Below are 11069 nucleotides of genomic sequence, written 5' to 3'. Positions count from 1 at the left end.
GCGGCGAGTTCCTTGATCCGGGCGATCAGTCGTCGGGTGCTCATCGTCGCGAGTTCGGTCAGGTGGGTGGGGCCGCAGATCTCCTCGTCGATCAGCACACGGTGCTCCAGGGAGAGGTGGGAGGTCTCCCGGACCAGGAGCGTGGCCCGCCATTGGGACAGCACCCCGGCCTGCAACGCAGTGAACGTGTGCGGCATCTGGGTGACCCACACCCGTGACGTGGACACGAACCCGGCACCCGCGTGCGGGCTCACCCGCAGTGCCGCACCGACCTGGTTCGGCACACCACGTCCTTGCCGCTCGGCCCGGACGCTCTGCCGGGCTTCCTCGGCGCGGGTCGCCTCGTCCAACGCGACCGCCAGCCGCGCCTGGGTCGCGGTGACCGCGTTCTTCACGGCCTCGAGTTCACCGAGCAGGTCCACCCACTGAGCCTGTACTGCCCCAGGCACACCGGCAGGAGTGTCAGTGGCACCGGGCAAGATCATCTCCGCCAGGACCCGCCGCACCGCCCGCACACCTGCCACGTCGACCGCCCTGCTCCCGGGCAGCACCGACTCGGCAGGCTGCACATCGCCTGCCGGAACCAGCACCTCACCCGTTCGCTTCATGCCATCAACATATAGCACACCCGTTCGTACTGCTCGTCGAAACAGTCGGCATCTGCCCACAGCAGAACGGGCGGTCCGGCACCAGCACGCAGGAAGGACAGACCCAGTGGGATTCACCGGTCATCTCGTCGTCGCGCGCAGCGACGGCCCCCTCGAAGAGGTCCCCCTGCTCGCATCCATCGCCGAAGGTCATCCACCCGAGGTCATCGTCGACCAGGCGTGGCTGACCAACACAGGGTGGCAGCAGGTGCACGTCGAGGCAGGCTACTGGGACGAGGACCGCCCGACGGCACTCGCCGACCTGGTCCGCGAGACGGGGGCTCCCGCCTGTTCGGCCTGGGTCCTGGACAGTGACTGCGCGATCGTCACCGGGCTCGCACCGGCCGGCCGGCCGTGGCGGACCGCGCTGCACCTCGACACGGTGCTCCACTACGCGGAAGACGACCCCGAGGCGGTCTTCTGCCCCGACGGGATGGACCCTGACGAGTTCGTGCGCCGGCTGAACGCTCACATCCCGCACACCGCCGCCAACGTGATCGCCTGGGCCGCAGCGGCTGGGTTTCCTGCGGTCGACCCGGGCCGGATCGAGGCGCTGCTTCGGGCGAGGTCCGACTTCGTCGAGGAAACCTTCGACGACGTCCTGAGCGCATTCGGCTTCCCCACCCCCTGAGACACAGCCCAGGTCTATGCAGACCCCAGCTCCACCACCCACCGCGCCCGCTCCACCATCGCCACGTCGAGAAACGTCCCGTCCGCCAGCGCCACCGCCCCCACCCCGGCGTCCGCCGCACCCGCTACCCGAGACAGCACCTCCCGAGCCGCCGCGACCTCCTCGGCCGAGGGCAGGAACGCCGCCCGGATCACATCGAGCTGCGCGGGGTGGATCGCCGTCCGCCCCGAGAAGCCCAGCCGGCGCCCCACCCGGCACGACGCCGCCAGCCCCTCCAGGTCCCGCACGTTCGTGTAGGCCGACATCACCGGCGCCACCAGCCCCGCCGCCCGCGCCGCGACCACGACGCGGCTCCGGGCCCAGAGCAGCCCGTCCTCGTCGTCGACCCGCAGGTCGGAGCGCAGGTCCGCCTCCCCCAGGCCGATCGACGCGACCTGCGGCGACACCGTCGCGAGCTCGAAGGCCCGCTCGACGCCGAGCGCCGACTCGACGAGCAGGTGCAGGGCCCGGCCCGGCAGCGCGTCGGCAAGCTCCTGCACCTCGACGACAGATTCCACCTTCGGCACCCGGGCTCCCACCGAGGAGGGCAACGAGCCAAGGAGAGCGACATCCTCGGCGTGCCACTGCGTGCTGCGGTGATTGATCCGCACCTGAACAGCCCGGTCACCGACAAGAGCAAGGGACAGCCGCGCGTTCTCCCGCGCCTCCGCCTTGCGCGACGGCGCGACGGCGTCCTCCAGGTCGACCAGCACCGCGTCCGCGGAAGAGGACAGCGCCTTGGCCACCCGGTCGGGGCGGTCGGCGGGCACGTAGAGCAGGGTCAGCGGCGTGCCGCCGCCCGGCACAGCCACGGCAGCCCCGCTCATACCGCCCCCGCCTCCCGCAGCTCGGCCACCCGCTCCGCCGAGAAGCCCAGCTCCCCCAGCACCTCGTCGGTGTCCGCGCCGTGCGGCCGGCCCGTGAACCCGATGACGCCGTCGTTCTCCGAGAGCCGGAACAGCGGCCCCTGCATCAGCATGGGCCCGAGCTCCGGGTCCTCGATCTCGTGGATCGTCCCGAGCGCCCGGAACTGCGGGTCGGCCACGATGTCCCGCGCGTCGTACACGGGCGCGACGGCGGCCTGGGCCTCCTCGAACGCCGCCACTACCTCGTCCCGCGTCCGGCGAGAGATCCAGCCCCCGACCGCTTCGTCGAGCTCGTCCGCGTGCCGCGCCCGGTCCACGCCCCGTGCGAACCACGGCTCGTCCACGAGCTCGGGCCGCCCTACCAGGCGCATCACGCGCTCCGCGATCGACTGGGCCGACGTCGACACGGCCACCCAGTGCCCGTCGCTCGTGCGGTAGGTGTTGCGGGGCGCGTTGTTGCTCGACCGGTTGCCGGTCCGCGCCTGCACCGTGCCGAGCTGGTCCCAGCGCGTGATCTGCGGCCCGAGCATGGCCAGGATCGGCTCCACGATCGCGGTGTCCACGACCTGGCCGCGCCCCGTCCGCTCCCGCGCCGAGAGCGCCGTCATGATCGCGAACGCCGTGGCGAGCGACGCGACGCCGTCCGCCAGCCCGAAGGGCGGCAGCGTGGGCGGGCCGTCGGGCTCGCCGGTCATCGCAGCGAACCCGCTCATCGCCTCGGCGAGCGTGCCGAACCCCGGGCGGGTGCGGTACGGACCCGTCTGGCCGAATCCGGAGACCCGCGCCAGCACGAGCCTCGGGTTACGCGCGGACAGCTCCTCGTAGCCCAGGCCCCAGCGCTCCAGCGTGCCGGGCCGGAAGTTCTCGATGACGACGTCGGACCGCTCGGCCAGCGCCAGGAACACCTCCCGCCCGCCGTCCGAACCCAGGTTGGCGGTGACCGTGCGCTTGTTGCGGCCCAGCGTCTTCCACCAGAGGTTGACGCCGTCCTTGGCCGCCCCGTGCGTGCGCGACGGGTCGGGCTTGGTGGGGTGCTCGACCTTGACGACGGAGGCGCCCAGGTCGCCCAGGTGCATCGCCGCCATCGGCCCGGCGAAGAGCGTGGACGCGTCCACGACGCGCAGTCCGGCCAGGGCGCCGGCGGCGGGGTCGCGCGACACGCTCATGCCGACACCTCCGGCCCTTCGACGACGTCCCACGCACAACGGAACCCCACGGTGGCCGCCCGCGCGAGCCCGAGCCCCGGGAGCAGCAGCTTCACCGCGTAGTCCGGTGCGTGCCGCCCGCCCTCGACGTACCAGTCGGAGTCGGGGGCGCGGTAGTCGCTGCCGCCCTTGAGCATGACGAACCGCGTGCGGCCGTCGCTGTGCTCGCTCTCGGTCCAGCTCCAGACCGCGACGCCGGGCCGCTCCACCCCGAAGGACGACGGCGTGGCCTCTCCCGCGAGCTGCCACTCGTCCTCCGTGGGCAGCCGCCCGCCGCGCCACGCGCAGTAAGCGCGGGCGTCGTCGAGGTCCACGAACGTGACCGGCTCGTCCTCGGTGCCTGCGGCCGGGCGGCCGTCGGACCAGTGCGCCAGGAACCGGTGCGGCTCGGCCGGCGCGTAGCCCGTCGCGTCCAGGAACGCGGCGAACTGGGCGTTCGTCACCTCGGACCCCGCGACCGCGACCGCCGTCGGGAGCACACCGTCGCGCTGCAGGGTGCGCGCGTCGTGCAGGCGCGGCGGCAGCGGCTTCCACTCGTCCACGTACGGCGCGCCCTGGTACATCCCGGTCTCGCGGGCGCGGTAGCGGACGGTCAGGACGTAGTCGCCGGCCGGGACGACGACGGCGTCCGGGTCCGCCCCCGACGTGTCAGACGGGTGGGTCACCCGGGGCTGCACGTCTGACCCGCCCACGCGGCGCGCCAGCCGGTGCGGGAACCTGGCGTCGGGGTCGTGCGGCGTCTCGCGCAGGGCGTCGAGCAGACCCGGCAGCCAGGCCGGGTCCGCGACGTCGTCGGCGATGTGCAGCAGGGCGGCGATGCCCCGCCCGGGCACGATCACGTCCGTCGCGTCTGACACGTCCGAGAGCGGAACGAGGCGTCCGTTTGCCCGCTCCGCGGCAGCGGCGTCCAGCACCGGCGCCGCGTAGTCCGTCTCGCCTCGGTTCACCAGCGTCCACAGCGTGACCCCGCCCAGCGACCACCGTGACGCGTACACACCCACGGCCTCCGCCTCCGGGGCCAGGGGCGCCAGCGGCGTCCACCCGCCGTCGAGCAGCAGGTCGCCGGCGGCGCGCTGGACCGTCACCATGCGGCGGACGGTCGCCGCGTCGCGCCGGGACCAGCCGACCCACACGCCGAACACGACCTCCCACACCATGACGCCGACGCCGTTCAGCCACGCGGACTGCAGCTCCTCGGAGTGGTCGCGGTGCCAGCGCCGCACGTGGTGCTGCATGTGCCGGCGCTCGTACCAGTGCGCGCGCAGCACGCCCGGCACCGGGGAGTCGGCGAAGAACTGCGCCCACGACGACGAGTGGTCCTCGATGCGCTCGACCGGCAGCTTGGACTCGCCCTCCAGCACGATCCCGGGCCGCGCGGCCTCCAGGCGCGCGACCAGCTCGGGCTCGGCCTTCTTCAGGGTGTCGAGGAAGACGCCGTCCGCCCCCAGCTCGCGCACCACGGCGGCGAGCTCGGTGAGGTCGTCCGCCCCGCGCCGGGTGCCGACGTCCCACGGGTTGTAGTCGACGAACACGTGCAGCCCGGCCTCGTGGAAGGCGCCCACGAGCGCCACGAGCCCCGGCACGTCCCGGTAGAAGTCCCACTGGTTGCGGTCGTCCAGCCCGATCACGGGGTAGGCGTGCCAGAGGACGACGGCGTCGAGCCCGCCGAACCGCTCCCGGGCGTCGGCGAGGAACACCTCCGGAGTGAACCGGCCCTCCTCGAACGAGTAGAGCAGCTCGTCCCACAGCCAGACCTGCGCCACGGTGCTGCACCGCGCGGCCCAGGCGGCCTCGGGCCGCTCGTAGGCGGCGCCGGTATAACCGTGCCGCTCCCGCGCGTCGGCCCGCCAGGCGTGCAGCGTCTCGCGCCAGGCCGGGCGGGCGGCCGGGTCGGCGGGCCCGGAGAAGATCTTGGCCTCGTCCAGGGCCGCGCTCCGCTCGGCGGTCAGGGGCCCGACGACGACCTCGGTCGGCCGGTCGATCGGCCGCGGGACCAGCGGGTCGAAGGTGTAGCTCATGGTGCCTTTCCCAGTTCTTCCGCCAGCGCGACAACGTCGGCGGCGTGCGGCACGGCGTCCTGCGCGCCGGGTCTCGTGACGGCGAGCGCTCCGGCGGCCCCGGCGAGCCGGGCGGCCCGCGCGAGGCCTGCCGGCCCGGACTGCGCCAGCGCCGCCGCGAGGACGCCGCAGTAGGTGTCGCCCGCGCCGGTGGTGTCGACCGCCGCGACCACGGCGGCCGGGACGCGGACGGGCTCGCCGCCGCGCCGGGCCACGAGGCTGCCCGCGGCGCCCAGGGTCACGACCACGGCCGGGACCCGGGCCAGCAGGGCCGCCGCGAGATCCTCGGGCGTCGCGGCGCCGGAGCCCGGCCCCGCCAGGTCCGCCGCCTCGTGCTCGTTGACCACGAGCACGTCGACCTGCTCCCAGAGCGCCTCGGGCAGCTCGCGTGACGGCGCCGCGTTGAGCACGAACAGCGCACCGTCCCGGCGTTCCCGGGCCGCCGCGATCACGGTGTCGAGCGGGATCTCGAGCTGCGCCAGCACGACGTCGGCCGCGGCGATCCGCCGGGCCTGCGCCGCCCCGACCCGCACGTGCGAGTTGGCGCCGGGCGCCACGACGATCGCGTTCTCGCCGTCGGGCGAGACCGTGATCAGGGCCGTCCCGGTCGGGGCGTCGATCCGGTCGACCGTGTCGGTGCGCACACGCGCCGCGCCGAGCGAAGTGAGCAGCAGCTCGGCCGACTCGTCCCGGCCCAGCGCCCCGACGAACGTGGTGTCCGCTCCCCCGGCGCGCGCCGCGGCGACGGCCTGGTTGGCGCCCTTCCCACCCGGCGTGCGGCGCAGGTCGCCGCCCAGGATGGTCTCGCCGCCGGCGGGGTGCCTGGGCACGTCGACCACGAGGTCCACGTTGGCCGACCCGACCACCACCACGGTCCCGCTCATGCGGCACCCCCGGCCGGCACGGCCGGCGACGCCAGCGCGACCGTCCGCCGCGCCAGGTCCGCGATGCGCTGCTCGCCACCGGGCAGGGACGTCGCGATGCGCCCGTCCAGGGGCGCGGTCCACCGCTCGCCCATTCCTTCGGGATGGAGCGCCCCGACGATGCCGCCCACGGTCGCCCCCGCGGAGTCGGTGTCCAAGCCCGCCGTGACGGCGATCGAGACGCTCGGCCCGAACTCGCCCCGGCCCGCGGTCAGCGCGAACGCGATCACGGCGGCGTTGTTGAGGGTGTGCACCCAGTGCAGGTGCCCGTACTCGGCGTGGATGCGGTCCAGGCCGGCGCGCACCTGGGCCTCGCTCCCGTCGTTGTCGCGACCCAGGGAGCGGCCCAGGGCCACGGCCGCGGCGAGACCGCTGCCGGGCGGGACCACGGCTTCGGCCGCGTCCAACACCTGCTCGACGTCGGCCGCGACCACCGCCGCGGAGGCCAGACCCGCGGCCCACATGGCCCCGAAGATCCCGTCGCCCGTGTGGCTGAGCCTCGCGTCGGCCCAGGCCAGCCGGGCCGCGCCCCGCACGTCGCCGGGCGAGACCCAGCCGAGCAGGTCGGTGCGGATGAGCGCGCCGATCCACTCGCGGAACGGGTTGTGGTGCGTGGCCGTCTCGGGCACCGGCACCGCGTCCAGGATGTTGCGGTAGGCGGCGCGCTCGGCCGTGAAGGTGCGCCCGGCGGGCAGGTTGTCCAGCCAGAGCTGCGCGACGTCGTCCGTGGTGAACCCGCGGCCGTGCTTCTCCAGGAGGGTGAGGGCCAGGATCGGGTAGTTGAGGTCGTCGTCCTCGGGCATCCCGGAGATGTTCTCCTCCAGCGACGTCGGCGCCGACCGGCGGTTCCACGGCCAGCGGTCCGCGACGTCGTCGGGCAGGCCGACGGCGGTGAACCAGCGGTCCAGCGGCCAGCGGCCGGTGGACCGCAGGATCTCCTCGATGCCGGCGCGCGGGATCTTCTCGACCGGCTTGCCGAGCAGGCAGCCCGCGGCCCGGCCGGTCCAGGCGCCCTGGACCCGGGCGGCGTAGGCGGCGTCGCCTCCGGCCGGACGGCCGGGCAGCGCGGGCGCCGCCGGGAGCGACGCCTCGATCTCGGACCATGACCCCGGAGCAGAAGCTCCCTGCCGCGCGTCCAGCTCGTCCAGCAGCTCCCGGGCGAGCGCCCGCAGCTCCGGCGGCGCCGGGACGGGACCCGCACCGCTGACCGCCGGCGTCGGGTCGCCGCCCGCGGCGACCCAGCGGTCGCGGACATCGGCGACGTCCTTGCCCTCGGCCGCCGACTGCACGAGCTCGTGCGCCAGGAGGTCCTCGGGCTGGGCCCAGGTCAGCCTCACGCGGGCTCACCCGCCCCGACGGCGTCCAGCTCCGTGAGCCGGGCCAGCGCCCGCTCACGGTCCGCCCGCAGGATGTCGCCCGCGGCGTCCGCCATGAGGCGACCCGTCTCGCGGACGTCCATCTTGCTGGCGGTCTCGATCTCGTCGAGCCAGTCGGCGGGCACCACGTCGCTGCCGCCGAGGCCGGCGGCGACAGCACCCGCCATGACGGCGATCGAGTCGGCGTCGCGCCCGTAGTTCACGGCGGCCAGCACGGAGCCGCGGAAGTCGCCACGGTGTCCGAGCAGGAGCCCGAGGGCCACCGGCAGCTCCTCGATCGACTTGGTCCGCGAGGGACGACGCGCGTCCATCGACATCTGCCGGTACTCCGGGCCGACCGAGTCGTAGGGGGCGACGACCTCCCGCACGAGGCGGGCGAGCTTGCGCTCCTCGTCGTCGCTCGTGGGTGCCTCGGGCCAGCCTTCGAGGGCGTCGACGACGGCGCGGAGCGCGTCCGCCGTCCCGTCGTGCGCCACGTCCAGCGCGGCCGCCACGACGTCGTCCAGCGTGGCGCCCGGGGCGACCGAGGCCGCGACCATCGCCGCGAAGACCCCGGCCGCCTCGCGGCCGTAGCTGGACTGGTGCGCGCCGGTGAGGTCGATCGCCTCGGCGTAGGCGCCGCGGGGGTCACCCGCGTTCACCAGCCCCACGGGCGCGGCGTACATCGCCGCGCCGCAGTTGACGACGTTGCCGACGCCGGCCTCGCGCGGGTCGACGTGCCCGTAGTGCAGGCGCGCCACCAGCCACTTCTCGGCGAGGAACACCCGCTGGAGCAGCAGCGCCGTCGACTCGAGCTCGGGGATCCACCGGGGCTCCCCGATCATCAGCGGCACCAGGTCCTCCGCCATGGCGTACGCGTCCAGGTGCGCGCGCCGCTTGGCGTAGACCTCGACGAGTGCCCGGGTCATGAGGGTGTCGTCCGTGATGTGCCCGTCCCCCTTGTGGTACGGGGCGATGGGGCGGGCGTCGCGCCAGTTGGGGTACCAGGGCCCGACGATGCCGCGCACGCGGCCCCCGTGCCGCTCCTCGATCTGCTCCGGCGTCCACCCCTCGGTCGCCCCACCCAGGGCGTCCCCCACTGCGGCACCGGTGATCACGGCCACCGACCGGTCCTCTAACCAGCTCACGGTATCTCCCTCGTCGTTCCTGCGTCGCGTACGTCAGTCGTCGCTCGCGTCGGTCTTACTGCGTGATCTCGTCCCAGCCGCTCGTGAGCTGGTCGGCGAGCTCCGCCTCGTCGGTCTCCTGCGCGAGGTAGCGCTGGTAGGCCGGCGTCGCCACCGTGTCCTTCCACTGCGCGTACGAGTCGGCGAACAGGTACGGCGCCGCGGTGAAGTTCTGGCCCGAGGCAAGGATCGTGCTCCAGCCGTTCTCGTCGCCGAGCTTGGCGGTCATGGCCTCCTGGGCCGACGTCGTCGCCGGGATCAGGGCGTCCGCCTCGTTCAGCGCGGCCAGGTGGTCCGTCTGCGTGAAGAACTCGATGAACTCGGCCGACTCCTCGACGTGCTCGGAGTCGATGTTGACCGACAGCGTCTGCGGGTTGGCGGCCTGCTGCGGGCCCTCGGGGCCCGCCAGCGGAGGCAGCGCCACCCAGTCGAGGTCCTCGGGTGCGTCCTTGGCGATGTTGGCCGCCTGGTACGAGCCCTGCACCGTCATCGCCGTCTGCCCGGCGTAGAACGACGCGATGGCCTCCGACCCGGACTGGGTCAGGGTCACCGGCAGGATCGTCTTGTCGTCGTAGGCCATGGCGTGCACCAGCTCGGGCAGCGCCATCTCGCCGGCGCCGACGGTCAGGTCGGCGTCCTCGCCGGTGCCCGTGATGTAGGTGCCGCCGAACCCGGGGGCCAGCGACATGAACGCCGCCGTCGGGCTGGACAGGCCCCAGCCGAGGCCGTAGACGTCGCCCTTCGTGGTGGCCTGCGCGATCTCGCGCAGCTCGTCCCACGTCATGGTGTCGCCGGTCGGGACCTCGACCCCGGCGTCCTCCAGCAGCGTGCGGTTGGCGAACACCACGTAGGACTGCAGCTCGGTCGGGTAGGCGACCACCTGGTCGTCGACCGTGACCGAGTCGAGGATGCCCTGCGGGATGTCGGCGCGGCGCTCGTCCGACATGAGGTCGGTCAGGTCGGCGAGGTAGCCGTCCCGGGCGAACGAGACGATGCTCGCGGCCTCGTAGTGGATGATGTCGGGCGCGGCGCCGCCGTTGAACTGGGTGATCAGCTTGTCGTAGACGCCGTCCCAGCCCGCCGGGACGATCTCGACCTGGACGTCGGGGTTGGCCTCGTTCCAGTCCTCGACGATCGACTCCGTCGCCTCGATGGCGGCCGGCTGGTCGGACAGCGCCTGGAACTTGAGGGTGACCGGGCCGCCGTCGCCCGCGTCGCCGCTGCCGCAGGCCGCGAGCAGCAGGGTGGTGGTCGTGAGGCATGCGGCGATGAACACTCCACGAGACTTCATGGGTCGGCCTTTCGGGTTGGTGGTGCGGGTACGGACGGTCATCCCTTGACCGCCCCGGCCATGAGGCCGCCGGTGAGCTTCTTCTGCATGATCGAGAAGAAGACGATGCTGGGGATCGCGGCGAGCACGGAGCCCGCCGCCAGGGGGCCGAGCGCGACCTTGCCCTCGCCGCCGATGAACGTCGACAGGGTGATCGGCAGGGTGTAGTTCTCGGGCGACTGGAGCAGCACGAGCGCGAAGAAGAACTCGTTCCACGAGGACACGAAGCTGAACATCGCCGTGGCGACGACGCCGGGAGCGAGCAGCGGGACGACGATCCGGCGCAGCACCACCAGGCGGCTGGCGCCGTCCATCGACCCCGCCTCCTCCAGCTCCACGGGGATCGCGGCCACGTACCCCTGCAGCATCCACAGCGCGAACGGCAGCGTGTAGGTGGTGTGCACGAGTGTGAGTCCGACCAGGCTGTCCGTCAGCCCGATCGTCCGCAGGATGAGGAACAGCGGCAGGATCACGAGGATCACCGGGAACACCTGGCTCACCAGGATCCAGCCGACGCCGGCCGCGCGGATCGCGCCCTTGAGCCGCGCCAGCACGTAGGAGGCCGGCAACGCGATGAGGATGACGAGCGCGGTGGACGCGAGCGCGACGATCGCGCTGTTGGCCGCCGACTGCACGAGCCCCTGCCGGGCCAGCGCCTCGGAGTAGTTCTCCCAGTGCCACTCCTGCGGCAGCAGGTTCACGACCAGCGAGTTCAGCTCGCCGGACGACTTCACCGATGCCGAGATCAGCCACAGCAGCGGGAACCCCAGGAACAGGATGTAACCGGCCAGCGCCACGTACTGGGCGGGGCGGACGAGGGTGCGCATCG

Annotated in this window: 9 protein-coding genes and 1 pseudogene; 1 reads left to right on the top strand and 9 read right to left on the bottom strand. The window is 73.5% G+C overall.

Features of this window, described 5'->3' with window-relative positions:
- Window positions 1-485, bottom strand: a pseudogene (locus tag ACH47X_RS21455) (hypothetical protein); the annotation flags it as partial.
- Between ACH47X_RS21455 and ACH47X_RS21450 the strand changes: the two are divergent.
- Window positions 466-1278 carry a hypothetical protein gene (locus ACH47X_RS21450; RefSeq protein WP_397406777.1) on the top strand — a complete coding sequence of 271 codons (813 nt, stop codon included), beginning with the start codon at window positions 466-468 and terminating at the stop codon, window positions 1276-1278. The pseudogene ACH47X_RS21455 and the gene ACH47X_RS21450 sit on opposite strands and share 20 nt — an antisense overlap.
- A 14-nt stretch (window positions 1279-1292) precedes the next feature.
- Here ACH47X_RS21450 and ACH47X_RS21445 read toward each other — a convergent pair whose 3' ends face one another.
- From ACH47X_RS21445 to ACH47X_RS21410, 8 genes are read right to left on the bottom strand one after another with little or no spacing between them, the layout of a single operon-like run.
- Window positions 1293-2144, bottom strand: a complete 852-nt coding sequence (locus tag ACH47X_RS21445) for an HpcH/HpaI aldolase/citrate lyase family protein (protein WP_397406772.1) — start codon at window positions 2142-2144, stop codon at window positions 1293-1295.
- Entirely contained in the window at window positions 2141-3349 is a 1209-nt protein-coding gene (locus tag ACH47X_RS21440; protein ID WP_397406770.1) for a CaiB/BaiF CoA transferase family protein, read from the bottom strand. Before ACH47X_RS21440 ends, ACH47X_RS21445 begins: the two co-directional genes overlap by 4 nt.
- Window positions 3346-5406, bottom strand: a complete 2061-nt coding sequence (locus ACH47X_RS21435) for an SUMF1/EgtB/PvdO family nonheme iron enzyme (RefSeq protein WP_397406768.1) — start codon at window positions 5404-5406, stop codon at window positions 3346-3348. Before ACH47X_RS21435 ends, ACH47X_RS21440 begins: the two co-directional genes overlap by 4 nt.
- Window positions 5403-6329 carry a ribokinase gene (locus tag ACH47X_RS21430; RefSeq protein WP_397406766.1) on the bottom strand — a complete coding sequence of 309 codons (927 nt, stop codon included), beginning with the start codon at window positions 6327-6329 and terminating at the stop codon, window positions 5403-5405. Before ACH47X_RS21430 ends, ACH47X_RS21435 begins: the two co-directional genes overlap by 4 nt.
- Window positions 6326-7705: an ADP-ribosylglycohydrolase family protein gene (locus tag ACH47X_RS21425; protein WP_397406764.1), complete on the bottom strand. Its 1380-nt coding sequence runs from the start codon at window positions 7703-7705 to the stop codon at window positions 6326-6328. The genes ACH47X_RS21430 and ACH47X_RS21425 overlap by 4 nt, the downstream gene beginning before the upstream one ends.
- Window positions 7702-8871 (bottom strand): ADP-ribosylglycohydrolase family protein, encoded by a 1170-nt coding sequence (locus tag ACH47X_RS21420; protein ID WP_397406762.1) that lies wholly within the window; start codon window positions 8869-8871, stop codon window positions 7702-7704. Before ACH47X_RS21420 ends, ACH47X_RS21425 begins: the two co-directional genes overlap by 4 nt.
- Window positions 8872-8926: 55 nt before the next feature.
- On the bottom strand, window positions 8927-10201 hold the full coding sequence (locus ACH47X_RS21415) for an ABC transporter substrate-binding protein (protein WP_397406760.1): 1275 nt from the start codon (window positions 10199-10201) through the stop codon (window positions 8927-8929).
- Between the two features lie 38 nt (window positions 10202-10239).
- Window positions 10240-11067: a carbohydrate ABC transporter permease gene (locus tag ACH47X_RS21410; RefSeq protein WP_020014039.1), complete on the bottom strand. Its 828-nt coding sequence runs from the start codon at window positions 11065-11067 to the stop codon at window positions 10240-10242.
- Between the last annotated feature and the right edge of the window lie 2 nt (window positions 11068-11069).

It is taken from the genome of Promicromonospora kroppenstedtii, from assembly GCF_044389675.1.
In the GTDB taxonomy this organism is placed as follows: domain Bacteria; phylum Actinomycetota; class Actinomycetes; order Actinomycetales; family Cellulomonadaceae; genus Promicromonospora; species Promicromonospora kroppenstedtii.
Note: the sequence above shows the minus strand (reverse complement) of the source record. Positions and strands in the feature narration are given on the sequence as shown.

What these genes read in the sequence shown, in the direction of transcription:
- ACH47X_RS21445 (WP_397406772.1), bottom strand. Translation starts at nt 2,144, where the DNA reads ATGAGCGGGGCTGCCGTGGCTGTGCCGGGCGGCGGCACGCCGCTGACC.
- ACH47X_RS21440 (WP_397406770.1), bottom strand. Translation starts at nt 3,349, where the DNA reads ATGAGCGTGTCGCGCGACCCCGCCGCCGGCGCCCTGGCCGGACTGCGC.
- ACH47X_RS21435 (WP_397406768.1), bottom strand. Translation starts at nt 5,406, where the DNA reads ATGAGCTACACCTTCGACCCGCTGGTCCCGCGGCCGATCGACCGGCCG.
- ACH47X_RS21430 (WP_397406766.1), bottom strand. Translation starts at nt 6,329, where the DNA reads ATGAGCGGGACCGTGGTGGTGGTCGGGTCGGCCAACGTGGACCTCGTG.
- ACH47X_RS21415 (WP_397406760.1), bottom strand. Translation starts at nt 10,201, where the DNA reads ATGAAGTCTCGTGGAGTGTTCATCGCCGCATGCCTCACGACCACCACC.
- ACH47X_RS21410 (WP_020014039.1), bottom strand. Translation starts at nt 11,067, where the DNA reads ATGCGCACCCTCGTCCGCCCCGCCCAGTACGTGGCGCTGGCCGGTTAC.